We start from the raw sequence: 24,821 nt of genomic DNA, 5'->3' as shown, positions 1-24,821 counted from the left end.
GAGGCAAGAAGATAAGGTCAGCAACGGTTGATCTGGCGGCAAAGTCAGGAACGTGATGAAGGCGGGATCGGTCGGGAACGTCAGATAAGAAAAAAACGGGGCCGGAAGGCAACATCGGAGAAGCGTAAAGGCGGGAAAGGACGGCAACGTCGGAGTGAGGAGATAAGCGGGATCGCGTACGGCGGGGATCGCTCCCCGCCGTTAGCCGTTAGCGTTCCAGCTGATAGTAGTCCGCCGTGGAGAGCGGCAGCGGCGCTTTGCCGCGAATGGCGTCGGAGATCTTCTCGGCAATCATCACCGTAGGCGCGTTGAGGTTGCCGGTGACGATCTGCGGCATAATCGACGCATCGACCACGCGCAGGTTCTGCATGCCGTGCACCCGCCCTTCGCTGTCCACCACCGACATCTCGTCGTTGCCCATCGCGCAGCTGCCGCACGGATGGTAGGCGGTTTCCGCATGTTCGCGGATAAAGGCGTCGATCTGCTCGTCGCTCTGCACCTGGCTGCCCGGCTGCAGTTCTTCACCACAGTAGGCGGCCAGCGCGGGCTGCCGCATAATTTCCCGCGTCAGGCGCACCGCGTTACGGAACTCCACCCAGTCGCGCTCTTCAGACATATAGTTGAAGAAGATTGACGGCGCGGCGTAGGGATGTTTCGAGGTCAGCTTGATACGTCCGCGACTCATCGAGCGCATCGGGCCGACGTGAGCCTGGAAACCGTGCTGTTTTACCGGGCTGCTGCCGTTGTAGTTGATCGCTACCGGCAGGAAGTGGTACTGCAGATCCGGCCAGTCCGGCTTATCGTCACTGCGGATAAAACCACCGGCTTCAAACTGGTTGCTGGCCCCGACGCCGGTGCCGTTGAACAGCCACTCGGCGCCGATCGCCGGCTGGTTCCACCACTGCAGCGCCGGGTAGAGGCTGACCGGCTGTTTACAGCCGTACTGCATATAGACTTCCAGGTGATCCTGCAGGTTGCGCCCGACGCCCGGCAGCGCGTGGACCACGTCAATATCCAGCTCGCGCAGCCACTCTTCCGGGCCAACGCCGGAGCGCTGCAGGATCTGCGGTGAGTTAATCGCCCCGGCGCACAGCAGCACTTCACGTTTTGCCTGAGCCTGTTCCTGTTTGCCGTGACGCCACCAGCAGACGCCGGTTGCCGTTTTACCTTCGAACAGGATGCGGTCGGTCTGCGCCTGGGTGACGATGGTCAGGTTGCTGCGCTGTTTCGCCACGTCGAGGTAGCCGCGCGCGGTGCTGGAGCGTCGGCCTTTTGCCGTTACGGTGCGGTCCATCGGGCCGAAGCCGTCCTGACGGTAGCCGTTAAGGTCGTCGGTTTCCGCATGCCCGGCCTGCTTCGCTGCATCGATAAAGGCGCGATACAGCGGGTTGTTACCGCTTTTCGGCGTAGTTACGCTGAGGTAACCCTCGCCGCCGTGCCAGTCGTTAGCGCCGATATCGCGCTTCTCGGCGCGGCGGAAGTACGGCAGGCAGTTAAGGTAGGACCAGTTTTCAAGACCGGGCTTTTTCGCCCAGTTATCGTAGTCCATCGCGTTACCGCGGATGTAGCACATGCCGTTAATCAGCGACGAACCGCCGAGCCCTTTACCGCGGCCGCACTCCATACGGCGGTTATCCATATGTGGTTCCGGATCGGTTTCAAAGGCCCAGTTGTAGCGTTTACCCTGCAACGGGTAAGCCAAAGCGGCTGGCATCTGGGTACGGAAGTCCCAGCGGTGATCTTTACCGCCGGCTTCCAGTAACAGTACCGATACGTCAGCATCCTCGGTCAGCCGCGTTGCCAGTACGTTCCCTGCGGAGCCGGCACCAATAATGATATAGTCGAATGTCTGCATGATTCCTCCTGGAATGTTCCGCGGCGCAAGCGCCGCGGCAGAAAATCAGAATGCGGATGGATAGTCGCCCATCTCGATCAGAACCGATTTGGTTCGCGTATAGTGGTGCAGCGTCTCGAGGCCATTTTCACGGCCAATACCGGACTGCTTATAGCCACCGACCGGCATCGGCGCCGGCGATTCACCCCAGCTGTTCACCCAGCAGATACCGGCTTCAAGCTGATGAATCACCCGGTGCGCACGGTTCAGAGACTGGGTAAACACGCCGGCCGCCAGGCCATATTCGGTGTTGTTCGCGCGTTGAATGACTTCTTCTTCGTCATCGAACGCCAGGATGCTCATTACCGGCCCGAAGATCTCCTCCTGCACGATGCGCATATCATCACGGCAGTCGGTAAACACCGTCGGTTCTACGTAGCAGCCTTTCGCCAGCGGGCCTTCGGTGATGCGGGAGCCGCCGGACAGCACGCGTGCGCCCTCCTGTTTGCCGATCTCAAGGTAGGAAACCACCTTGCGGCAGTGGGTTTCGCTGACCAGCGGACCAAAGTTCACCGCCGGATCGCGCGGGTCGCCGCAGTGGATGCCAGCCATTTTCTCTGCCAGGCGTTTTTCAAAGGCCGGCAGCAGCGAGCGCTGCACGAAGACGCGGGTGCCGTTGGTACAGACCTGGCCGCTGCTGTAGAAGTTCGCCATCATCGCGCCGTCGACCGCCCGTTCCAGTTCGGCATCGTCAAACACGATCAGCGGTGATTTGCCACCGAGCTCCATGGTCACCGACTTCAGGTTAGCCAGCGCGGCGTCAGCCATCACCCGCTTGCCGGTGTTCACTTCACCGGTAAAGGAGACCTTGGCGATCCGCGGGTGCTGGCTCAGCCCCTGACCCACGCTACCGGCACCCTGCACCACGTTAAACACGCCATCAGGCAGGCCGGCTTCGGTGAAGATGTGCGCCAGCTCGAGCACGCTCAGCGGCGTCACTTCGCTTGGCTTGAACACCATCGCGTTACCGGTGGCCAGCGCCGGGGCGCTTTTCCACAGGGCGATCTGGATCGGGTAGTTCCACGCGCCGATACCGGCACAGACGCCCAGCGGTTCGCGGCGGGTATAGACCAGCGCGCTGTCGCGCAGGGGGATGGATTGCCCCTCAACCGCCGTCGCCAGACCGGCGTAATACTCCAGGACGTCGGCACCGGTAACGATGTCCACCGCCGCCGTTTCGCTAATCGGTTTGCCGGTATCGGCGGTTTCCAGCTCGGCCAGCTGCTGATTGCGCTCACGCAGAATAGCCACCGCTTTTAACAGCACACGGCTGCGCTCAACCGGCGTATAGCCGCGCCAGATGCGCTGCCCGGCCTGCGCAGAGGCAACAGCCGCATCGATATCCTGCTGGCTGGCGCCGGTGATTTCCGCCAGAACCTCGCCGTTGGCGGGGTTGACGGTGGTGAAGATGTCACCCGTCCCTGCAACTTCCTGTCCGTTGATGTATAAACCACGGCGTTGTAAATCGGCCATGTTGCCTCCTTCAGTGGGTGGGTGCGCTGTTCAGCCACAGCGCAAGATTTTGGTAGCAAAGCAGGCGGGCCTGCTGCAGCCCCTGCTCCATCGGCTGAGATGCCAGCGTCATGCGCAGCCAGACGCCGTCGATCACCGCGGCCAGGCTGGCCCCGGCGGCGCGGGCCTGCTCTCTGGGCAGCACCCGACGAAACTGCGCGGTCAGGTTGGAATGCAGACGCCGATCGTTTACCCGCTGTAAACGGCGCAGTTCGGGCTGGTGCAGGCTGTCGGCCCAGAATACCAGCCAGGTTTTCAGCACCGGTACGGTGATCTGGGTGATATCGAAGTTGCCGTCGATAATCGCCCTGATGCGCGCCTCGGCGTCCGGTTCTGCCTGCTGCCGGTGGCGCTCCAGCGCCTGGTAGAGGTCGGCCAGAATCTGGCGCATACAGGCGTCCAGCAGGCCGCTCTTGTCGCCAAAATAGTGGCTGACAATCCCGGTGGAGACGCCCGCCTCGCGGGCAATCAGCGCCAGGCTGGCATCCGCCAGCCCAACCCGGTCAATCACGGTCAGGGTGGCGGTAATCAACTGCGCCTGACGAATCGCTTTCATTCCAACTTTTGGCATCGCTTTATCAATTGTAGCCAGTGAATGAGAACAAGGATAACTTTTTTATATTGAACGTTCAATCAATAAAAATCCAGATGCAGATCTGATGCGCTAAGAAAAGACAAGGATTGTGCAGAGTGCAAGGGAGTCAGGGAGTCAGGGAGTCAGGGAGTCTTTTCGCGATCTCCCCCGTTAACCTGAATCGTAGGTAAGACCGGTTAAAGACGGGTGATAAGCCCTCCTCACATAACATTGCCTTAAAAACGGTGAAAAACAGCCCTGAATATAAGGTAATAATCGGTAAAAACGCGCTTAACTCAGCATAAACTTCTTTCTTCGGGAGTATTATCACAGGTTGATGTGATAAAAATGACACGCTACCCGTCACTAAGATAACCCACCGTTAAGCCAGATTCTGACAACACCGTACAGCGGCATAACGCCATTTTTTCCAGATATAAACCTGATAAGCATCTCATTTATAATATTTAAATCTGGTAAGAAGCCTGCAGCAGACCCGGCTACCCGCAGGCGAAAATCTACGCTAACCTGCGTCGTTAAAACTCCTTAACCACACCCAAAAAGCATTAAAATCTATTGCGTTGCTTAAATGACCAGATAAACCCCTTGTGTAACGACTTATTACGCACAGAAAAAAAGCTTGCCTGATGCCACACGATAGGCGAAATTGTTCAGCGTTTTTCACATCCAATAACAAAAAGGTGAACGTGCCCGGCGCGTTATGCTGACTTAATTCCTGCCACAAAACAGGGTATGACTTTCAGAGGTACGAGTGTCAACTGCAAACAAACAACCCGAGGCGCCAAGCCTCAATGCTTTTAAGCAACCGAAAGCGTTTTATCTGATCTTCACCATCGAGCTTTGGGAACGTTTTGGCTACTACGGTCTGCAAGGGATCATGGCGGTCTACCTGGTTAAAATGCTGGGGATGTCCGAAGCCGATTCCGTGGTGCTGTTCTCCTCCTTCAGCGCGCTGGTGTACGGTATGGTCGCCATCGGCGGCTGGCTGGGTGATAAGGTTCTGGGTACCAAGCGTGTGATCGTGCTGGGTACGCTGGTGCTGGCGCTGGGCTACGGCTTAATCGCCTGGTCGGGCCATAATCTGGCGCTGGTCTATTTCGGTATGGCAACCATCGCCGTCGGTAACGGACTGTTTAAAGCCAACCCCTCTGCCCTGCTCTCCACCTGCTATGAGAAAGACGACCCGCGGCTGGATGGTGCGTTCACCATGTACTACATGTCGATCAACATCGGTTCATTTTTCTCAATGCTGGCGACACCGTGGCTGGCGGCGAAATATGGCTGGAGCGTGGCGTTCTCGCTCTCCTTCGTCGGCATGCTGATCACCCTGCTGAACTTTATGCTGTTCCGTAAAGCGGTCAGCGCCTACGGCTCTAAACCCGATTTTGCGCCGCTTAACGTTGGCAAACTGATCGCTACCCTGGCCGGCGTGGTGGTGCTGATCGTGCTGGCCTCCTGGCTGCTGCACAATCAGGGCATCGCCCGCATGGTGCTGGCGCTGATCGCCGCCGGTATCGTGCTGGTGTTCTTCAAAGAGGGCCTGGCGCTGAAGGGCGCGGCGCGGCGTAAGATGATTGTCGCCTTCCTGCTGATGCTGGAAGCGATCGTGTTCTTTGTGCTGTATATGCAGATGCCGACCTCGCTGAACTTCTTCGCCATCCGCAACGTCGAGCACAGCATTCTCGGCATCACCTTCCAGCCGGAGCAGTTCCAGGCGCTTAACCCGTTCTGGATTATGATCTTCAGCCCGCTCCTCGCCGCACTGTACAACAAAATGGGCGACCGCCTGCCGATGCCCCACAAGTTTGCCGTCGGGATGGTGCTGTGTTCGGCCGCCTTCCTGGTGCTGCCGCTGGGGGCCAGCTTCGCCAGCCAGCAGGGCATCGTGTCGGTCAACTGGCTGATCCTCAGCTACGGCCTGCAGAGCATCGGCGAACTGATGATCTCCGGCCTAGGCCTGGCGATGGTAGCGCAGCTGGTGCCACAGCGTCTGATGGGCTTTATCATGGGTTCATGGTTCCTGACCACCGCCGGCGCGGCGATGGTGGCCGGTAAGGTCGCCAGCCTGATGGCGGTGCCGGAAGATATCACCGATCCCCTGCTGTCACTGCACACCTACGGCGACGTGTTCCTGAAGATCGGTATCGTGACCGGCGCGATTGCGGTCCTGATGCTGTTAACCGCTCCTAAGCTGAACCGTATGACCCAGGGTCAGTAAGCGCTGTAAACCACAGGGTGGGCCGCTGAGGCTCACCCTTTTTACGATAAACCGCGATCTGACCCTCGCCCCACGCTGACATTTTCCCCCCGCCGCAGTAAGATAAAAACAGTTTACGTCCCCTCATCTCAGGAGAACGCAATGAAGCTGTTCTGTAAGCCCGGCGCCTGTTCGCTGTCCCCTCATATTATCCTGCGCGAAACCGGCCTCGATTTCTCGCTGGTCAACGTTGATTTGCAGACTAAAAAGACCGAACAGGGTGAAGATTACCTGCGCATCAACCCTAAAGGCCAGGTGCCCGCTCTGCTGCTGAATGATGGTTCTCTGCTGACAGAAGGCGTGGCCATCGTGCAGTATCTGGCCGATCTGAAAAGCGACCGCCAGCTGCTGGCCCCGGCCGGTAGCCTGACGCGTTACCATACGCTGGAGTGGCTGAACTATATCGCCACCGAACTGCATAAAGGGTTCAGCCCGCTGTTCCGCCCAACCACGCCGGAAGAGTATAAAACCCTTAGCCGCCAGCAGTTGCTGCAAAAGTTCAGCTATGTCAATAACGAACTGAATGAGAAACAGTGGCTGATGGGGCTGCGCTTTACCGTCGCCGACGCCTATCTGTTTACCGTCACCCGCTGGGCGCAGGCGGTAAAACTGGATTTGAGCGGTCTGGATGCGTTAAACGCCTGGTTTGAACGGGTGGCGGCGCGCCCGGCGGTGATGGCGGCACTGAAGGCGGAAGGCCTGAACTGAGTGACGAAAGCCGGGCCCGGATGAATAACGTCCGGGTCGGCTGCAGATAGCCAGGCAGAACGGCAGCCGTTGATTAGCGGTTGCTGGTGTGAAGTGACAACCGTTGAATCAGATGGCTGTAATCTTCGCGGCTGGCTGTCGTTGAAAAAAGTGGCTGTTATCTTCACGGCTGGCTATCGTTGAGTCAGGCTGCCGTTAACTGCGCGTAGTTAAGCACTGCATCGGGCAGAGCCACGCTGCTCTGCCCTGCTTTAATTACAGCTTCACCGCGGCGAAATGCTGCTGCGGCTCGGCAATCGCCTGCTGAGCTGCCACCAGCTGCAGCTCATACTCACCCATCTGATGGGTTTTCAGCATCACTTCATACACCGCAGCGGTCACGTGCTCCAGCGCCTGCTGTAGCGACAGGCCGTGCAGCAGATCCACCAGCAGCAGGCCGCTGGTCAGATCGCCAACGCCGACCGGCTGACGGACGCCAAAGTCGATCAGCGGCCGGCTGATATGCCAGGCTTCATCTTTGGTTACCAGCAGCATCTCAAAGCGATCGCTTCGGTAGCCCGCGCGCGCCAGGTGTTTCACCAGCACCACTTTCGGCCCTTTGGCGATCAGCTCGCGGCAGACGGCCACCGCCTGTTCCGGGTCAGCCACCTCGTGGCCGCTGAGCATCTCCAGCTCCAGCAGGTTTGGCGCAATAATGTCGCTGGCCGGCAGCGAGGCGTTGGCGTGAAACTCCGCCACCCCCGGCGCCACGATGCAGCCCTTCTCCGGGTGGCCCATAACCGGATCGCAGAAGTACCATGCATCCGGGTTGGCCGCCTTGACCATCCTGACGATCTCCAGGATCGCTTCACCCTGTTCGGCCGAGCCGAGGTAACCGCTGAGTACCGCGTTGCAGGTTTTCAGGCGGTCAATGTCGCCGATACCGCGGGCGATATCGGTCAGATGGCTGGCCGGCATTACCGATCCGGTCCAGTGCCCGTACTGGGTGTGGTTGGAAAACTGCACGGTGTTCAGCGGCCAAACGTTTGCGCCCATGCGGCGCATCGGAAATTCAGAGGCGCTGTTGCCCGCGTGACCAAACACGGTGTGGGACTGGATGGAGAGAATATTTTTCATCATCACGACCTTTCTTGCCAATAAAAAAAGCCGGGCGAACCGGCTTCAGAGGGCGAGGCGGGCTCGCCCACACTGTTTTTATTTCCAGCAGACTAAGCTGTAGTTCTTTTTACCGCGGCGCAGCACCGTGTACTGGCCAAACAGGCGGTCGGCGTCGCTGAAACCGTATTCGCTGTTGGTCTGCAGTTCACCGTTGATGCTGACCGATTTGGCGTAGATCAGCTTACGCGCCTGGCCACGCGATGGCGCCAGATCGGCGTCAACCAGCGCCTGCTGCAGATCCTGACCGGCTTCCAGCGTCACGCTCGGCATGCCGTCCTGCGCCAGCTGCGCCAGATCCTGTTCGTTCAGTTCCGCCACGCTGCCGGCAAACAGGCTCTGGGTGATACGCTGTGCGGCGGTCAGGCCGGCGTCGCCGTGCACCAGACGGGTAACCAGCTCGGCCAGCACGTACTGCGCACGCGGGGCCTTGCCGCTGTTTTTGTCTTCCTCTTCCAGCGCATTGATCTCTTCAATGCTCATAAAGGTGAAGAATTTCAGGAAGCGGTAGACGTCAGCGTCGGCGGTGTTGATCCAGAACTGGTAGAACTTGTACGGGCTGGTTTTCTTCGCATCCAGCCATACCGCGCCGCCTTCGGTTTTACCAAATTTGGTGCCGTCTGACTTGGTGATCAACGGAACGGTCAGGCCAAACACCTGGTTCTGATGCAGGCGACGGGTCAGGTCGATACCGGAGGTGATGTTACCCCACTGGTCGGAACCGCCGATCTGCAGCACCACGTTATGGCGCTCGTTCAGGCAGGCAAAGTCATAGCCCTGTAGCAGGTTGTAGGAGAATTCGGTAAACGAGATCCCCTGGTCATCACGGTTCAGGCGCTGTTTGACCGCTTCTTTGTTAATCATCTGGTTAACAGAGAAGTGCTTACCGATATCGCGCAGGAAGGTCAGCACGCTCATGCCGCCAAACCAGTCATAGTTGTTGGCCGCGATAGCGCTGTTTTTCTGGTCGTTGAAGTTCAGGAAGGGTGCAACCTGCTGGCGAATCTTCTCCACCCACTCGTTAACCGTATCGGCGGTGTTCAGCTTACGCTCAGCGGCTTTGAAGCTCGGGTCACCGATCAGGCCGGTGGCTCCGCCAACCAGCGCCACCGGCGTGTGGCCGGCGTCCTGGAAGCGCTTCAGGCAAAGCAAAGGCACCAGATGCCCCAAATGCAAGCTGTCGGCGGTCGGGTCGAAGCCGCAATAGAGAGCAATTGGCCCCTGCGCCAGTCGCTCTGCTAACGCTTCCTCGTCCGTTACCTGGGCGACAAGGCCCCGCTCTTGCAATTGTTTGATCAGGTTACTGCTGGCCATCTAAGACTCCATATAAAAAAAGTCTGCACCTAAGCTGGTACACAGCTTTCCGCTCTGCGCGGAGAGAAAAAATAGGGTTATAGAATAAGGCGCTGGGAGATTGCGATCCAGCGCTTAACGGCATTATTTCGCGTTTTCAGGGTGCAAGGCGGTCAATTTGCCACGACTCGCCACTGCGCTGGTAGAAAAAGCGGTCATGTAAACGGTGAGAACCGCCCTGCCAGAACTCCATCGAGTCAATTTTGATGCGGTAGCCACCCCAGAAGCTCGGCAATGGCACCTCGCCCTGCTGGAATTTTTGCTTAATTTCAAGGAATTTAGCCTCCAGCACGCCGCGGGCGGAGATGCGGCTCGACTGCTTCGATACCCAGGCCCCCAGCTGGCTGTCACGCGGGCGGCTGTGGAAGTACTTCACCACTTCCAGCATCGACAGGCGCTCAACGCTGCCCAGCACCATCACCTGACGCTCCAGCATATGCCAGGGGAACAGCAGGCTGATGCGGGGATTTTTCTCCAGATGCTGCGCCTTGCGGCTGCCGAGGTTGGTGTAGAAGACCATGCCCTGCTGGTCAAAGTGCTTGAGCAGCACGATGCGCTGATACGGCTGCCCCTGCTCATCCACCGTCGCCACACTCATGGCCGACGGGTCCGGCAGCTGCGCGTCTACCGCCTGCTGAAACCACTGTTCGAACAGGGCCAGCGGGTCGGCCGGGAGATCGTTACGGCGCAGTCCGCCACGGGTGTATTCGCGACGTAAATGGGCAATCTGTTGCAGATGATCACTGTCACTCATGGTTCAGGCTTCTGTACTGGCGGGGCACGCGGCCCCGGGGTTAGCAATTAACTGCCGGGCTGCAGCCGACAGTCGTCGATGATAATTTTATCGTTGCGCTCAACGAAGGCGGTGTCGCCTTTCGACCAGAAAACGTAGTGGCCGTCGCTGTAGCGGGTGCCGGACGCGGCCACCTGCTGTTTCAGAGTCAGCGGGTTGCCGTCGAGGATCAGGTTAACCTCTTCGCGCGCGCGGTCGAGCTTCACGGTGAGCGGCAGCGTACCGCAGGTGTAATGCAGGGTTTTCACCGGCTGGGATTCGCCGTGTTGAAAATAGCTGCAGCCGGACAGGGTCAACAGCGCCGCCACCATCATTCCGTTCTTCATCGTCTTCTCCTGGTTACGTTAGGTTCACCCGGCAGGGTAAAACGTCCCGTCGGCCGATTGCAATCAGCGGATTGGAGAATTCGCCGGGAAAATGGCTCCGATGATGCTGGCTTCGCGCGCCCCGGTCACCGACGGCAGATTACCCGGTAAGCCGCTCAGCGTGCGCCACGCCAGCCATGCAAAGGCCAGCGCTTCCATGTCATCACCGCTGATGCCGGCCTGGTCGGTGGTATTGACCTCGGTGCCGGTCAGCCGCGCCGCCAGCCGCGACATCAGCAGCGGATTGCGTGCTCCACCGCCGCACACCAGCAGCCGATCGCAGCCGCCGCTGAGCAGCACCTGGTCGGCGATGGAGGCCGCGGTCAGTTCCACCAGCGTGGCCTGCACATCCTGCGCCGCCACGCCGGGAAACGCCGCCAGCTGCTGCTCCAGCCAGCCGGCATTAAAGTATTCACGGCCGGTGCTTTTCGGCGCGCGCAGGGCAAAATAGGGGTCGCGAAGCATCTGCTGCAACAGCGGCTGCACCACCTGCCCGCCGCGGCCCCACTGCCCGTCCCGATCGTAGGGCTGCTGCTGCTGCTGCCAGATCCAGGCGTCCATCAACATGTTGCCCGGCCCGGTGTCAAACCCGCGCAGCGGCTGGTCAGGAAGCAGCAGGGACAGGTTAGCGATGCCGCCGATGTTCAGCACCATCCGCCGTTCGTCCGGGTGCATCAGGATCGCATGGTGGAAGGCCGGCACCAGCGGCGCGCCCTGGCCGCCCAGCGCCATATCGCGACGGCGGAAGTCACCGACTACGGTAATGCCGGTCGCCGCCGCAATCTGGTTATTGTCACCGATCTGCAGCGTATTCGGGGCGTCGCCCTGCGGCTCGTGCCAGACGGTTTGCCCGTGGCAGCCGATGGCGGTGATATCCTCCGCCGTCAGCCGCTGCTGCTTCATCAGCGCCAGCACCGCCTCGGCAAACAGCTGCCCCAGCCGGGTGTCCAGCTGGCCAAGCTGCGAGAGCGTCAGCATCTGTCCCTGGGAGATCGCCAGGATTTGCTGGCGCAGCGCCAGCGGAATCGGATGGCAGTAGCTGGCCTGCTGCGCCACCATCTGCGGGTCAATCGCCGCCAGCACCACGTCCACCCCGTCCAGGCTGGTGCCTGACATCACCCCGATATAACGTCCTGATTTCATACCGTCACCTTACCCGATCATGAGGCCAATAAGTCTTACCGCCAGCGTGACAAAAAACTGCATCCAATTCCATGACTTACTAATGTATTTTTGGAGTTATACCGAATAAATACGCGCCGGTCACAATAATGGCAACGATTGATTTGGCGTTTAACCGCCGCAGGCTAGAGTTTCTTCGCTGTTTTTCAATTCTGATAGTGAGAAACATCCGGCTTGTAACATATAATAAAGCTATCTTCCGCTGCCTGACCTGACCGTTTGCAGCATCTGCAACACATAGGAGTTTTACAATGATGAAGCGTTTTTTGATCGTGGCAGTTGCCGGGATGACGCTGGCTGGCTGTGCGAATAACGACACGCTGTCGGGTGATGTGTACAGCGCCTCTGAAGCCAAACAGGTCCAGAGCGTCAGCTACGGTACCCTGGTTTCCGTCCGTCCGGTGCAGATTCAGGGCGGTGAAGAGAACAATGTGATTGGCGCTATCGGCGGTGCGGTGCTGGGTGGTTTCCTCGGTAACACCATTGGCGGCGGCACCGGCCGCAGCCTGGCTACCGCTGCGGGCGCGGTAGCCGGTGGCGTTGCGGGCCAGGGCGTGCAGGGTTCGATGAACAAGAGCCAGGGCGTAGAGCTGGAAATTCGTAAAGACGACGGCAACACCATTATGGTGGTGCAGAAGCAGGCCGCCAGCCGCTATGCGGTCGGTCAGCGTGTGGCGATGGCCTCTAACGGCAGCCAGATCACCGTCTCGCCGCGTTAAGCTCCCGCTTCGCGTTAAGAATAAGAAAAAACCGGCGGAAGCCGGTTTTTTTTAGTCGTCCCGGCGCTGCAGGTCGACGATGTTTTTTTCCAGCCGGGCAATCAGCGTCACCATTTTTTCAATCTCCTGCTGCGATATGCCGGACAGGATGTCGTCGCGGGTGGCCTCAATCACGCTCTCAACCTGATTGATAATCGGCTCTGCCGTCTGGGTCAAACGAATACGTTTGGCGCGGCGGTCGTTGGCGCAGGTAGTGCGGGTAATCAGCCCCTTCTCTTCTAACTGGTCGAGGGTACGCACCAGCGAAGGCTGCTCAATACCGATTGCTTTGGCCAGCTGAATTTGCGACTGCTCGGGCGGCAGTTGATGAATGTTGTGCAGGGTCACCCAGTGGGTTTGCGTCAGCTCAAGCGGCTTTAATCTCTGGTCGATCAGCGCGCGCCAGATGCGCACCAGTCGTGACAAATCAGTTCCTAATGGCGTATCCAATTTCAACTCCTTATAATTAGCTTGCTAGCTTTCAAGCCTCATTTTAGTCTATTCTGCGAGTTTACCGCACAAATTACAAATCTATCCCTGGTCGGGTTAGTTCAGAGTAGCGCGGGATTACGGTGACAGTTGAAAAGGATTTATGCGGTGTTCACAGCGTTTACGACAACAGTTTTCCCCCTTAGCGATCTGGTTTTTGGCGCTTCACTCTACTTCCCCCCGCTGTTCAGGGCGGTGCTACTGGGCTTTTTCTTCTGGCTATTGGTACACCCGTTGCTGCGTGACTGGATCTACTCCGGGGAGATCTGGCACCCCACTCTGCTTGACCTCTCGCTGTTTATTCTCTGCGTCAGCGCCGCCCAGTGGCTGCTGCTGAATATCGGATGACAAGATGAAACTCGGCTCACTGAAATACTTTTCGACGCTACTGTTCTTCGCCGCCGCGCTGTGCGCCAGCTGGTGGTTGTGGAACTACTACATGCATTCACCCTGGACGCGGGACGGCAAAATCCGCGTGGAGATCGTCGGTATTGCGCCGCAGGTGGGCGGACGCATCACCGCTCTCCATGTCAGCGATAACCAGTTTGTGCGTAAAGGTGCGCCGCTGCTGACGCTCGATGATACGCCGTATCAGATTGCCCGGGACAACGCGCAGTCACTGCTGGCGAAAGCGCAGGCCGATAATATCAAGGCGCAACACGAAGCTGCCCGCCGCCAGCGCCTGCCGGGCAGCGCCATCTCAGCGGAGGATCTGGACATAGCGAATCTGACCATGCGCAGCAGCGCCGCCGCAGTGAAATCCGCCGCGGCCCAGCTGGCGCAGGCGCAGTGGCAACTGTCGCAGACGCAGCTGGCAGCACCGGCAGACGGCTGGATAACCCGCCTGACCAGCCGGGTCGGCGACTATGCCGCCAGCGGCACGCCGCTGTTCGCGCTGGTGGACAGCCACTCTTTCTACGTGGTGGGCTACTTTGAAGAGACCAAACTGCGCCATATCCATGCCGGTGATAAGGCCACCCTCCGTCTCTACAGCGACGATCGTCTGCTGACGGGCCAGGTTGAGAGTATCGGCCGCGCGATTTATGATCAGAATGAAGAGAGCAGCAGCAGCCTGGTGCCGGACGTGGAGCCGACGGTGCCGTGGGTGCGGCTGGCGCAGCGGGTGCCGGTGCGCATCCGTCTCACGGCCGTGCCGGCAGACGTCACGCTGGTGGCCGGCACCACCTGCAGTATTGCAATTGGCGACTGACGCGCTGATGCGGCTGAACGGACTCACATGGCGGCAGCTTCCCTGGGTACAGGCGAACCTGGCCCAGTGGCGTTATGCGCTGCGCAACGCCACCGCCATGTGCCTGGCGCTGAGCGTGGCCTATGCGCTAAACCTCGACCAGCCCTACTGGGCGATGACCTCAGCGGCAGTGGTCAGTTTTCCCACCGTTGGCGGCGTCATCAGCAAAAGTCTTGGCCGCATCGGCGGCAGCCTGCTGGGAGCCGCAGCGGCACTGCTGATCGCCGGGCACACGCTGAACGATCCCTGGCTGTTCAGCCTCAGCATCGCCAGCTGGCTGGCGCTCTGTACCTGGGTCGCCAGCCACTACCAGAATAACGTCGCTTATGCTTTCTCGCTGGCCGGTTATTCTGCGGCGATTATCGCCTTTACCACGGTCAATGCCAGCGACACCGCGCAGATCTGGGTCACCACCCAGGCGCGCGTCTGCGAGGTGATTTCCGGCATTTTGTGCGGCGGGCTGATGATGATGATCCTGCCCAGCACCTCTGATGGTGATGCGCTGACCCGCTCGCTGCATCAGATGCATGCGAAGCTACTGGAGCACGCCAGCCTGCTGCTGCAGCGGGAAACCACCGAAACGCTGCACCGGGCGCACGAGAATGTCATCGGTCAGATCCTGACCCTCAATCTGCTGCGCATTCAGGCGTTCTGGAGCCACTACCGGTTCCGGCGGCAGAATAACGTCCTCAACTACGTATTGCATCAGCAGCTGCGGCTGACCAGCGTGATCTCCAGCCTGCGCCGGATGCTGGTCAACTGGCCCGATCCGCCCGCCGCGCTGTTCAGCGCGCAGCATCAGTTGCTGGCGGAGCTTGCCCGTCCCGATGCCAGTAAATATCGCCTTGCGCAGATCCTGCAGAGTATCTCGCCCACGCACGCTGACTACCGCTTACAGGCCTTTCACAGCCGCCTGCGCTATTTCTGCTGGCTCTGGCTGGATACCTCACGCTGGCTGCGGCAATTTGAACGGGCTGACGGCCACAACCGGCTTTCGCCTCCCACACTGCCGGGGCTGGCAAGACGGGCAGACAGCGCGGAGGCCAGCTGGGCAGCGCTAAGAACCTTCTGCACTATCCTCTCCGGCTGCGGTTTCTGGATCGCCACCCAGTGGGATGCCGGTGCCGCCGCGCTGACCCTGGCCGCCATCAGCTGCGTGCTCTACGCCTCGGTGCCCTCGCCGGTTAACAGCGTAACGCTGCTGCTGAAGACGCTTGGCTGGCTGTCGCTGTTCAGCTACGTGATGAAGTTCGGGCTGATGATTCAGATCAGCGTGCTGTGGCAGTTTCTGCTGGTGATGTTCCCGCTGCTGATCCTGCTGCAGCTGCTGAAGCAGCAGCAGAAAAAATATGCCGCTAACTGGGGCCAGTTTATCGTCTTTATGGGGTCATTCCTGGCGGTGGATAATCCGCCAACCTGGGACTACGGCAGCTTCATTAACGATAATCTGGCGAAGATCCTTGGCGTCACCCTGGCGTGGGTGGCGTTTCAGATCCTGCGCCCAAGCTCGGATAAGCGCCGCAGCCGTCGTCATATTCGCCTGCTGCGCCGCGAGTTTATCGATCAGCTCAGCCGCCGGCCGCGCAGCAGTGAAAGCCGCTTTGAGTCGCAGGTCTATTACCGTATCAATCTGCTTAACAGCAGTCGGGATGAACAGGCGCGCCTGTGGCTGCTGCGCTGGGGCGTGGTGCTGCTGAACTGTTCGCAGGTCGCCTGGCAGCTGCGCGACTGGCACGCCGGTTCGCCCGAACTTGCCGCCGTGCGTGACGCTGTGCTGCACGACCTGCGCGAGGTGGTGAGCGAACGCGGGATCCAGCATACGTCACTGAATCAGTCACTGGTGCTGCTGCAACAGCGCATCGATCGGCTCAGCGCAGCGTCAGATGTGCAGCAGAGAGAGCTGGCCGCCCTGCTGTGGCGGCTGCTCTGCTGCCTGACGCGTCTGCAGACGGTCACCACGCAACCTGTAGCGGACGAAGGGGCCATAGCCAGCTGACCGATGAAGAGAAGTGAAACGGACAGCGGGCTGGAGCCGTAAGCACGGGGCCAGAAGTGCACCTGGCGTTGCAGCAAAGACGGCTCAAGGCCGGGCAGAAGCGAACCGGGCAGTGAGCCGAAGCCGGCTGACCGGTGGACATTAGTGAGCCTGCCGGAGGGATTCCGACAGGCAGCGCCTGGCGTCAGATCACCCCGCAGGCAAAACGGTCACCGCCGCCGCCCAGCGGTTTAGGATGGTCAGCATGGTTATCACCGCCAACGTGGACCATCAGCGCCTTGCCTTTGATCTCCGCCAGCGATTTTAAACGCGGTGCCAGCACCGGGTAAGTGGCCTTACCGTCGGCGGTGACGGCGATGGCCGGCAGATCGCCGAGGTGCCCCTTGCCCCACGGCCCTTCATGCTTGCCGGTGTTCTGCGGGTCCAGATGGCCGCCGGCCGCCCCGGCAGGAACCACCTTGCCGTCGGTGGTTTTGGCGTCACAGCTGCCGTTGGCATGCACGTGGAAGCCGTGAATACCCGGCGGCAGGCCGTGCAGCTGCGGTGTAAAGGTCAGACCATACTCGGTTTCAGCAATCGTCACATGACCCACGGGGCTACCCGGACCTTGCGGCGTGGCGAGTTTCAGTTCGACGGTCTGGCTGGCCGCCAGCGCGCTGCCGGACAGCATCAGGCCGGCGATAATGGCGGGAAGAGTTTTCATAGTGACTCCTTACGGGTTGCGGGCTTGAGGTTAAGCCTGGAAGGTTTTACGCAGGATGCGGTGAATATTGCCAAACTTTACGTGCTTCGGCGCTAAGGCGCAGCCGCAGGGAGTGCGACCAGGCTAAAACAGGTCGGGTTGCCCGGAGGGTTGCGCATCCGGCGTGGTCGGCTTATTGCGCTGGCGCAGCCGCCGCTGATGGCACAGGCGCAGCACGTTACGTTTTTGCGCATCGCTGTACGAGGTCCAGCCGAAGCGCTCTTCACGGCTGCGCAGGCAGCCGCGACAGTAGCCGCGTTCGTCGGCCTGGCAGATGCCGCGACAGGGGCTGGGCACCGGAAACATTTCAATCTGTTCTGCCACCTTCCCTCCCGATTGCATGACTCCTGACTCCTGACTCCTGACTCCTGACTCCTGACTCCTGACTCCTGACTCCTTCAATTGAAGATGCTACGGCATCAGCGTGCAAGCGGCGCAGGTCGGTTTCGCTAAAATCCTCACAATAATGGCGATGATCTGCCGGGTGCGGCTGTATGCGGACATGAACCGATCGTGCCGTCAGCCGGTTAAAGGTTGAAAGCGACCGTTTGGTCGGGTACGGTAAGCGCCATGAATAAAGCCACGCGTTATGACACCCGAGATCATATCCTCACCACCGGCGAGCGGCTCTGCGTGCAGCGCGGCTTTAACGGTATGGGTCTGATCGAACTGCTGAAGCAGGCCGGGGTGCCTAAAGGGTCGTTTTATCACTATTTCAGTTCGAAAGAGGCGTTTGGCGTGGCAATGCTGGAGCGCTACTTTGCCCGCTATCATCAGCAGCTGCGGATGTTTCTCGACGATCATCAGGGCGACGCGCGTCAGCGCCTGCTGGACTATTATCAGCAGTCGCTGACCAACGCCTGTGAAGAGAGCGCCTTTGCCGGCTGCCTGTCGGTGAAGCTGTCGGCGGAAGTCTGCGATCTCTCTGAAGATATGCGCCTCGCGCTGCTGGCGGGGTCCGGTGCGCTGATTGCCACGCTGGCAGAGGTGCTGTCGCTGGCCCAGCGCCAGCAGCAGCTGAGCGCTGAACTCGATTGCGCTGCGATCGCGCAGACGCTGTATATGCTGTGGCTTGGTGCCAGCCTGCAGAGCAAGATTGGCCGTGACCGCGCGCCGCTGCAGATTGCGCTGCAACAAATTGAACGCCTGTTAATCCCTGTTTAAAAAAAAACACTTTTACTAGTCGACCGGTCTACCAGGAGTAAGTTATGACAACCAACGTACTGTTTACACCATTGCAAACCGGCGCGGTGACCTTAAAAAACCGCGTTCTGATGGCTCCCCTGACCCGCCTGCGCAGCATTGAGCCTGGCGACGTGCCGACCCCGCTGATGGCGGAGTACTATGCGCAGCGCGCCAGTGCCGGGCTGATTATTACCGAAGCCACGCAGATTTCCGCTCAGGCCAAAGGCTATGCCGGCGCACCGGGCCTGCACAGCGCCGAGCAGATTGCCGCCTGGACCGCGGTTAACGACGCCATTCACCAGCGCGGCGGCCACAGCGCCGTTCAGCTGTGGCATACCGGGCGTATTTCTCACGCCAGCCTGCAGCCGGAAGGTGCCGCACCGGTCTCCGCCTCGGCGATCAATGCGGAAACCCGCACCTCGCTGCGCGACGCTGACGGCAATCCGATCCGTGAAGCTACCTCCACCCCGCGTTCGCTGGCCACGGAAGAGATTAGCGGTATCGTGGCCGATTTTGCTCAGGCGGTGGCCAACGCTCGTGAAGCCAACTTCGACCTGGTCGAACTGCACGGCGCGCACGGCTACCTGATTCATCAGTTCCTCTCGCCGGCTTCTAACCAGCGTGAAGATCGTTACGGCGGCAGCATTGAGAACCGCACCCGCTTTGCGCTGGAGGTGGTCGATGCCGCCATTGCAGCGTGGAGCGCCGATCGTATCGGCATTCGTATCTCTCCGCTCGGCCCGTTCAACGGCCTGGATAACGGTGAAGATCAGGAAGAAGCCGCCCTCTACTTCCTCGCGGAGCTGGCAAAGCGTCAACTGGTGTACCTGCATATCTCCGAGCCTGACTGGGCCGGTGGTAAGCCGTACAGCGAGGCGTTCCGTCGCGCGATCCGCAGCGTCTATCCCGGCGTAATTGTCGGTGCCGGCGGCTATACGGCGGAGAAAGCCGCGGCGCTGATTGACGAAGGGCTGATCGACGCGGTGGCCTTTGGCCGCAGCTATATCGCTAACCCGGATCTGGTAGAACGCCTGCAGGCTGACGCGCCGCTGAATGAACCACAGCCGGCAACGTTTTACGGCGGTGCTGCCGCCGGTTACACCGATTACCCGACGCTGGCGGGATAAAGCGCGGGTTTGTGATATAATAAATTGTTTTCATAGCGATAATTTCCCGCCCTGCGGGAAATTATCGTTTCAAACTCTGACGCCATCCCCCGATGGCGCTTATCAAAGAGGGTGCTATGCGTTTACTTCACACCATGCTGCGCGTCGGCGATCTGCAGCGTTCCGTTGATTTCTACACCAAAGTGCTGGGCATGCGTCTGCTGCGCACCAGCGAAAACGCCGAGTACAAATATACTCTGGCCTTCGTCGGTTACACCGAAGAGAGCGAAGGTGCGGTGATCGAGCTGACTTACAACTGGGGTGTGGACAGCTATGACCTCGGTAACGCCTACGGCCATATCGCGCTGGGCGTTGACGATGTTGCCGCCACCTGCGAGCGTATCCGCGGCGACGGCGGTAACGTTACCCGTGAAGCGGGCCCGGTCAAAGGCGGCAGCACCATTATCGCCTTCGTGGAAGATCCAGACGGTTACAAAATTGAACTGATCGAGAACAAACACGCCGGCCACGGCCTGGGCAACTGATTTTGCCCTGCGGATGCCTGCGGGCATCCGCGTCCCCCTGCTCTTCTGCTGCATCCCGCCGTTAAATTTGCCATAATGTGCGCTGTCTTTTTTGTGCCAATGAGATGCTGATGTCTGAACCAAATGAACTGAACACCCTGAGCAGCCGTTTTCGCGGTTTTTATCCGGTCGTTATTGATGTGGAAACGGCGGGTTTCGACGCCAAAACTAACGCCCTGCTTGAAATTGCCGCGATCACGCTGAAAATGAACGACGACGGCTGGCTGGAAAAAGACCAAACCCTGCATTTCCACGTTGAACCTTTCGTTGGCTCGGTGCTGGCCCCGGAGGCGCTGGCGTTCAACGGCATCGACCCGAAAAACCCGCTGCGCGGTGCCGTCAGCGAACACGACGCGCTGCACGCGATCTTCAAGCTGGTGCGTAAGGGGATCAAGGAGAGCGGCTGCAGCCGGGCAATCATGGTCGCGCACAATGCCACCTTCGATCTCAATTTTATGAACGCCGCCGCTGAACGCAGCGCGCTGAAGCGCAACCCCTTCCACCCGTTTGTCACCTTTGACACCGCAGCGCTGAGCGGGCTGGTGGTCGGGCAGACGGTGCTGGCAAAGGCCTGTAGCGCCGCGGGTATTGCGTTTGACAGTAGCCAGGCGCACTCGGCGCTGTATGACACCACCCAGACAGCCGATCTGTTCTGTGAGTTGGTCAATCGCTGGAAGCGTCTGGGGGGCTGGCCACTGGCCGCCGGACCGGCTGCTGGCGACGACGCACAATAGCGCTAGGCGGGCGTAATCCGCGCCCCGCATCCGGCTGGCGTTTCCGGCGCAGAGCCATAAAAAAACCGGAGCAGGCTCCGGTTTTTTAGTCTGTAGCGTCAGGCCGACGTTTATTCAGCGGCCGGGGCCGGGTACTTCTGTGCAGTCTCTTTGATCAGCTGCTGCAGTTCGCCGCGCTGGAACATCTCGATGATGATGTCGCAACCGCCGACCAGCTCACCGTCCACCCACAGCTGCGGGAAGGTAGGCCAGTTGGCGTACTTCGGCAGCTCAGCACGGATGTCCGGGTTCAGCAGAATGTCTACGTAGGCAAAACGCTCACCGCACGCCGACAGCGCCTGTACAGCCTGAGCAGAGAAGCCACAGCTTGGCAGTTTTGGCGACCCTTTCATGTAGAGCAAAATAGGGTTTTCTTCGATCTGGCGTTGGATTTTTTCAACAGTACTCATTATGACTTCCTCAGTACGCGACGACAAAAAAGGGATATTCGTGTTTCTGTATTGTAACGATTCTGCCCTGGCGATGAAAACGACATTTTCCGCATGGACAATGTGATCCAGAGCGCTATTTGCAAAATGATACATACAAAATAACATTTTCCTCTGGCTGATGCAGCGCCGATATTGATCTGAGTCAATTAAATCGCTGCGATAAGCATCTGAAAGTGTTTAATTTAACGCCGTTTAAATCTATTGCAGGATTGAAACAAAAAACACCTAACCCTCCGTTTAAAAGTTAGATTAGAATCATCGAGGCCTTCTGCTTTAATGCAGAAAATTCTTATCCAATTGCGCTGCGGGATGGTGCAGAGCACAAACTGTTAATGGGACCGATGCGTTTACTTATCACCCTTATCACGCTGGCCTTGGCACAGCTGTTCTTAAATGTGGCACACGCATCGCCACATGCCCCTGTTAACGCCAGCCAGCACAAGGCTGACCGCTCGGCTGCGCGCGATGATGAGCGGCGTAAACGCCGGCCGGTGAAGGCGGCAACCACCAAAAAGGTGAAAGAGCCGCTGGTTAAGAAAGTGAAAGAGAAAACCCCGCTGAAGAAAGCCACCACCGCCACGCTGCAGAAGCTTAAGCTGAAGAAGAAAACCGCCGCGCAGCCCGCCAGCCCGATCAAAACCGCGCGTACCAAAGCCACGGCAAAAAATGCCACGGCGAAGCTCGATAAAAAACGCTACGGGCGTCAGAAAGGTGAACGCAAAGCGCTGCTGGTGGAAGATGGCGATGCGCCGCTTAAGCTGAGCAAGGCGCACCGCGCCCGCTACCAGAAGGCCCGCGAAACGGCGATGAACAAGCTGATGGGTCAGCTGGGTAAACCCTACCAGTGGGGCGGCACCTCACCGAAAACCGGCTTCGACTGCAGTGGCCTGGTCTGGTACGCCTATAAAGACCTGGTGAAGTTCAAGATCCCGCGCACCGCCAATGAGATGTATCACCTGCGCGATGCGGCACAGATAAAACGCGACCAGCTGGAGAAAGGCGACCTGGTGTTCTTCCGCATTAACGGCCGCGGTACCGCCGATCACGTGGGCGTTTACCTCGGCGGCGGGAAATTTATTCAGTCACCGCGCACCGGCAAAGATATTCAGGTTAGCGCGCTGAGCGAAGACTACTGGCAGGAGCACTACATCGGTGCGCGCCGGATGATGACGCCTAAAACCATCCGCTAAGCGGGTCTGGCGGATTAAGGCAGAGAGGGAGAAGCCTGGCTTCTCCCTTTTTTTATGGCTCAGTGCATGACGGCGGTAAAGCTGAAAGCAATGATCATCGCCAGTGCGCCAACCGTGGTCAGCAGTGAAAATTTCAGATCGGTACTCATGGCTGCCCCTTAATAACCTTATTAAAATTAAGCCTGATAATTTTCCCACAGTTAACCGTAAAAATCTCGTCTTCTCGGCGCAGCCTTGCTAGAATCCGCCATTCCGTTGCGCAACATCAGCAAAACGGCATTTAGCCAGCAATGCATGTCACTTTTTCGGACGAAATCATCCCTTCCCGACCCTGTGAGACAGCGCCTGACACCTGACACCAGGTGCAGAAAATCGCGCGGCTAGCGCAAACGTTTAACCATTTTGTTATCAACAGGTTGCGATAACATCAGGAGTACTATTTGAATGGCAACAATTAAGGATGTGGCGAAGCTTGCCGGTGTCTCCACCACCACCGTCTCTCATGTGATCAACAAAACGCGTTTTGTTGCGGAAGAGACGCGTGAAGCGGTTTGGGCGGCAATCAAAGAGCTGCACTACTCCCCAAGTGCGGTTGCACGCAGCCTGAAGGTTAACCATACCAAAACCATCGGCCTGCTGGCGACCTCCAGCGAAGCGCCCTATTTTGCCGAAATAATTGAGGCGGTGGAAAACCGCTGTTTTGCCAAAGGCTACACGCTGATCCTCGGTAACGCCCATAACGACCTGCAGAAGCAGCAGGCGTATCTGTCGATGATGGCGCAGAAACGCGTCGACGGCCTGCTGGTGATGTGTTCCGAATACCCGGAAACGCTGATCGGCATGCTGGAAGATAATCGTAATATTCCGATGGTGGTGATGGACTGGAGCGAGTCGCACGGCGACTTCACCGACACCATTCTCGATAACGCCTTTGAAGGCGGCTATCTGGCCGGGCGCTACCTGATCGAACGCGGCCACCGCGATATCGGTGCCATTCCGGGGCAGCTGGAGCGCAATACCGGCGGCGGCCGTCACGCCGGCTTTCTTAAAGCGCTGGCGGAAGCCAACATTACCCTGCGCCCGGAGTGGCTGGTACAGGGTGACTTTGAGCCGGAGTCAGGTTATCGCGCCATGCAGCAAATTCTGATGCAGAAACAGCGCCCAACCGCGATCTTCTGCGGCGGCGACATCATGGCGATGGGGGCGATCTGCGCCGCCGACGAGATGGGGCTGCGCGTGCCGCAGGATATTTCGGTGATCGGTTACGATAACGTGCGCAACGCGCGCTACTTCTCACCGGCGCTGACCACCGTGCATCAGCCCAAAGAGCGCCTCGGCGAAACCGCCTTCGATATGCTGCTGGATCGTATTACCAGCAAGCGCGAAGAGCCGCAGACCATCGAGGTACACCCGACGCTGATCGAACGCCGCTCGGTGGCCGATGGTCCGTTCCGCGACTACCGCCGCTAGCCGTTCCGGGCGGCCTGCCTCAGCGGCCAGGCTGCTCGCTCAGCCACTCCGCGTTTAGCGTCTCCGTATCCCCCAGGTAGTCCAGCAACCACGCCAGCGCCGGTGAGGCGTTCTGCTCCGTCCAGCTCAGATAGCAGGGGCTGGCGTGATAGGGGGCCAGCAGCGTCAGCTCCTGCAGCAGCCCCTGTTGCAGCAGCGGCTGCGCCAGGTGCCCGGGCACCATCCCCACGCACAGCCCGGCCCGCAGACAGTCAAAGGCACTTTCCCAGTCCGGCACCACCATGCGGCGCTGATTGTCCAGCGCCCAGGTGGTACGCTTCGGCAGCGCGCGTGAGGTATCCTCCAGCACCAGCGACGGCCACTCGCGCACCGCCGCTTCGTCCGGCGGCGTGGCGGTCTGCAACAGCGGATGGCCCGGCTGCACCACGCAGCGCCAGTTCAGACTGCCCATATCGCGGAAGGAGAAGCGCCCGACCACCGGGATCGCCTGGGTAGCGCCGATCGCCAGATCGACGCGGCCGTCGGCCAGCGCATCCCACACGCCGTTGAACACCTCCTGCGACAGGTGCAGCTCGATATCCGGAAAGTAGCGATAGAAATCCACCACCAGCTGGCGGGTGCGTGCCGGCCGCACGATGCGATCCACAGCGATACTGATCTGACCGCGCCAGCCGTTGGCCACCTGCTGACAGCGGCGGCGGGTGGCAAGCATTTTTTTGATAACAGCTCGCCCCTCTTCGCTGAACACCCGCCCGGCCTCGGTCAGCACCACGTCACGGTGACGCCGCTCAAACAGGCTGACCGCCAGCCACTGCTCCAGCTGACGCACCGTATAGCTGATGGCGGAAGGCACGCGATGCAGTTCGGCCGCCGCTGCGGAAAAACTGCCGGTTCTTGCTACCGCATCAATCACTTCCAGAGAGTGTTCCGACCACATAGCCTTCCCTTCAATTTTTTTCACATCAGGTGGCGAATAATACCATTTCACAAGCCGTTAGCCGTCCCTTTACACT

General features: G+C 59.2%; 26 protein-coding genes. 12 read left to right on the top strand and 14 right to left on the bottom strand.

Annotation, left to right across the window (positions count from 1 at the left end; translation table 11 throughout):
* Nucleotides 1-208: 208 nt before the first annotated feature.
* The 3 genes from betA to betI are packed head-to-tail and all read right to left on the bottom strand — an operon-like array spanning nt 209 to nt 3,977.
* Entirely contained in the window at nt 209-1,855 is a 1,647-nt protein-coding gene (betA, locus tag GKQ23_RS11450; RefSeq protein WP_212411147.1) for a choline dehydrogenase, read from the bottom strand.
* A 45-nt stretch (nt 1,856-1,900) separates the two neighbouring features.
* A complete protein-coding gene (betB, locus tag GKQ23_RS11445; protein WP_212411145.1) occupies nt 1,901-3,367 on the bottom strand; it encodes a betaine-aldehyde dehydrogenase in 1,467 nt (488 codons plus the stop codon).
* Between the two features lie 10 nt (nt 3,368-3,377).
* Nucleotides 3,378-3,977 (bottom strand): transcriptional regulator BetI, encoded by a 600-nt coding sequence (gene betI, locus GKQ23_RS11440; protein WP_056241625.1) that lies wholly within the window; start codon nt 3,975-3,977, stop codon nt 3,378-3,380.
* 775 nt (nt 3,978-4,752) lie between these two features.
* On the opposite strand from betI, the gene dtpA reads away from it, so the two are divergent.
* Nucleotides 4,753-6,219, top strand: coding sequence for a dipeptide/tripeptide permease DtpA (dtpA, locus tag GKQ23_RS11435; RefSeq protein ID WP_056241628.1), 1,467 nt, complete (start codon nt 4,753-4,755; stop codon nt 6,217-6,219).
* 141 nt (nt 6,220-6,360) lie between these two features.
* Nucleotides 6,361-6,966 carry a glutathione transferase GstA gene (gene gstA, locus GKQ23_RS11430; protein WP_056241631.1) on the top strand — a complete coding sequence of 202 codons (606 nt, stop codon included), beginning with the start codon at nt 6,361-6,363 and terminating at the stop codon, nt 6,964-6,966.
* Nucleotides 6,967-7,221: 255 nt separating this feature from the next.
* Here the strand turns inward: gstA and pdxY are convergent, their stop codons facing one another.
* From pdxY to anmK, 5 genes are all read right to left on the bottom strand, one after another.
* Nucleotides 7,222-8,082 (bottom strand): pyridoxal kinase PdxY, encoded by an 861-nt coding sequence (pdxY, locus tag GKQ23_RS11425; RefSeq protein WP_056241782.1) that lies wholly within the window; start codon nt 8,080-8,082, stop codon nt 7,222-7,224.
* Between the two features lie 78 nt (nt 8,083-8,160).
* The gene (tyrS, locus tag GKQ23_RS11420) at nt 8,161-9,435 is read right to left on the bottom strand and encodes a tyrosine--tRNA ligase (protein ID WP_212411143.1); all 1,275 of its coding nucleotides are present in this window, start codon (nt 9,433-9,435) and stop codon (nt 8,161-8,163) included.
* A 136-nt stretch (nt 9,436-9,571) separates the two neighbouring features.
* Complete coding sequence (gene pdxH / locus GKQ23_RS11415) at nt 9,572-10,228, bottom strand: pyridoxamine 5'-phosphate oxidase (protein WP_056241637.1); 657 nt, start codon at nt 10,226-10,228, stop codon at nt 9,572-9,574.
* Between the two features lie 47 nt (nt 10,229-10,275).
* Entirely contained in the window at nt 10,276-10,593 is a 318-nt protein-coding gene (locus GKQ23_RS11410) for an MliC family protein (protein WP_056241643.1), read from the bottom strand.
* A 63-nt stretch (nt 10,594-10,656) separates the two neighbouring features.
* Nucleotides 10,657-11,775, bottom strand: coding sequence for an anhydro-N-acetylmuramic acid kinase (gene anmK / locus GKQ23_RS11405; protein WP_056241646.1), 1,119 nt, complete (start codon nt 11,773-11,775; stop codon nt 10,657-10,659).
* Nucleotides 11,776-12,065: 290 nt separating this feature from the next.
* Between anmK and slyB the strand changes: the two genes are divergently transcribed.
* Nucleotides 12,066-12,533, top strand: a complete 468-nt coding sequence (slyB, locus tag GKQ23_RS11400; protein WP_056241650.1) for an outer membrane lipoprotein SlyB — start codon at nt 12,066-12,068, stop codon at nt 12,531-12,533.
* 51 nt (nt 12,534-12,584) lie between these two features.
* Here the strand turns inward: slyB and slyA are convergent, their stop codons facing one another.
* Nucleotides 12,585-13,022: a transcriptional regulator SlyA gene (gene slyA, locus GKQ23_RS11395; protein ID WP_056241653.1), complete on the bottom strand. Its 438-nt coding sequence runs from the start codon at nt 13,020-13,022 to the stop codon at nt 12,585-12,587.
* Nucleotides 13,023-13,169: 147 nt separating this feature from the next.
* Between slyA and GKQ23_RS11390 the strand changes: the two genes are divergently transcribed.
* The 3 genes from GKQ23_RS11390 to GKQ23_RS11380 are packed head-to-tail and all read left to right on the top strand — an operon-like array spanning nt 13,170 to nt 16,306.
* Nucleotides 13,170-13,409 carry a DUF1656 domain-containing protein gene (locus tag GKQ23_RS11390; protein ID WP_056241656.1) on the top strand — a complete coding sequence of 80 codons (240 nt, stop codon included), beginning with the start codon at nt 13,170-13,172 and terminating at the stop codon, nt 13,407-13,409.
* 4 nt (nt 13,410-13,413) lie between these two features.
* Nucleotides 13,414-14,271 carry an HlyD family secretion protein gene (locus tag GKQ23_RS11385; protein ID WP_212411141.1) on the top strand — a complete coding sequence of 286 codons (858 nt, stop codon included), beginning with the start codon at nt 13,414-13,416 and terminating at the stop codon, nt 14,269-14,271.
* Between the two features lie 7 nt (nt 14,272-14,278).
* Nucleotides 14,279-16,306: an FUSC family protein gene (locus GKQ23_RS11380; RefSeq protein WP_212411760.1), complete on the top strand. Its 2,028-nt coding sequence runs from the start codon at nt 14,279-14,281 to the stop codon at nt 16,304-16,306.
* 184 nt (nt 16,307-16,490) lie between these two features.
* Here GKQ23_RS11380 and sodC read toward each other — a convergent pair whose 3' ends face one another.
* Nucleotides 16,491-17,009 (bottom strand): superoxide dismutase family protein, encoded by a 519-nt coding sequence (gene sodC / locus GKQ23_RS11375; RefSeq protein WP_212411139.1) that lies wholly within the window; start codon nt 17,007-17,009, stop codon nt 16,491-16,493.
* Between the two features lie 123 nt (nt 17,010-17,132).
* On the bottom strand, nt 17,133-17,372 hold the full coding sequence (locus tag GKQ23_RS11370; protein WP_056241671.1) for a DUF1289 domain-containing protein: 240 nt from the start codon (nt 17,370-17,372) through the stop codon (nt 17,133-17,135).
* Between the two features lie 246 nt (nt 17,373-17,618).
* Here GKQ23_RS11370 and GKQ23_RS11365 point away from each other — a divergent pair, with 246 nt between their 5' ends.
* The 4 genes from GKQ23_RS11365 to rnt all read left to right on the top strand — a co-directional run bounded on the left by GKQ23_RS11365 (nt 17,619) and on the right by rnt (nt 20,657).
* A complete protein-coding gene (locus GKQ23_RS11365) occupies nt 17,619-18,212 on the top strand; it encodes a TetR/AcrR family transcriptional regulator (protein ID WP_101506458.1) in 594 nt (197 codons plus the stop codon).
* Nucleotides 18,213-18,256: 44 nt separating this feature from the next.
* The gene (locus GKQ23_RS11360) at nt 18,257-19,360 is read left to right on the top strand and encodes an alkene reductase (RefSeq protein WP_212411137.1); all 1,104 of its coding nucleotides are present in this window, start codon (nt 18,257-18,259) and stop codon (nt 19,358-19,360) included.
* A 116-nt stretch (nt 19,361-19,476) separates the two neighbouring features.
* The gene (gene gloA, locus GKQ23_RS11355) at nt 19,477-19,884 is read left to right on the top strand and encodes a lactoylglutathione lyase (protein WP_056241786.1); all 408 of its coding nucleotides are present in this window, start codon (nt 19,477-19,479) and stop codon (nt 19,882-19,884) included.
* A gap of 104 nt (nt 19,885-19,988) precedes the next feature.
* Complete coding sequence (rnt, locus tag GKQ23_RS11350) at nt 19,989-20,657, top strand: ribonuclease T (RefSeq protein WP_056241679.1); 669 nt, start codon at nt 19,989-19,991, stop codon at nt 20,655-20,657.
* A 110-nt stretch (nt 20,658-20,767) separates the two neighbouring features.
* Here rnt and GKQ23_RS11345 read toward each other — a convergent pair whose 3' ends face one another.
* Nucleotides 20,768-21,109, bottom strand: a complete 342-nt coding sequence (locus tag GKQ23_RS11345; RefSeq protein WP_199177690.1) for a Grx4 family monothiol glutaredoxin — start codon at nt 21,107-21,109, stop codon at nt 20,768-20,770.
* A 380-nt stretch (nt 21,110-21,489) separates the two neighbouring features.
* On the opposite strand from GKQ23_RS11345, the gene GKQ23_RS11340 reads away from it, so the two are divergent.
* A complete protein-coding gene (locus GKQ23_RS11340) occupies nt 21,490-22,338 on the top strand; it encodes a C40 family peptidase (RefSeq protein WP_056241685.1) in 849 nt (282 codons plus the stop codon).
* Between the two features lie 59 nt (nt 22,339-22,397).
* Here GKQ23_RS11340 and GKQ23_RS11335 read toward each other — a convergent pair whose 3' ends face one another.
* Nucleotides 22,398-22,487 carry a YnhF family membrane protein gene (locus GKQ23_RS11335; protein ID WP_101506459.1) on the bottom strand — a complete coding sequence of 30 codons (90 nt, stop codon included), beginning with the start codon at nt 22,485-22,487 and terminating at the stop codon, nt 22,398-22,400.
* A 295-nt stretch (nt 22,488-22,782) separates the two neighbouring features.
* On the opposite strand from GKQ23_RS11335, the gene purR reads away from it, so the two are divergent.
* On the top strand, nt 22,783-23,808 hold the full coding sequence (gene purR / locus GKQ23_RS11330) for an HTH-type transcriptional repressor PurR (protein WP_056241688.1): 1,026 nt from the start codon (nt 22,783-22,785) through the stop codon (nt 23,806-23,808).
* A 19-nt stretch (nt 23,809-23,827) separates the two neighbouring features.
* On the opposite strand, the gene punR is transcribed toward purR, so the two are convergent.
* Entirely contained in the window at nt 23,828-24,745 is a 918-nt protein-coding gene (gene punR, locus GKQ23_RS11325; RefSeq protein WP_056241691.1) for a DNA-binding transcriptional activator PunR, read from the bottom strand.
* Between the last annotated feature and the right edge of the window lie 76 nt (nt 24,746-24,821).

It is taken from the genome of Erwinia sp. E602 (assembly GCF_018141005.1).
Classification (GTDB): Bacteria; Pseudomonadota; Gammaproteobacteria; order Enterobacterales; family Enterobacteriaceae; genus Erwinia.
The sequence above is the reverse complement of the archived record's forward strand: the minus strand, read 5'-3'. Positions and strand labels throughout refer to the sequence as shown.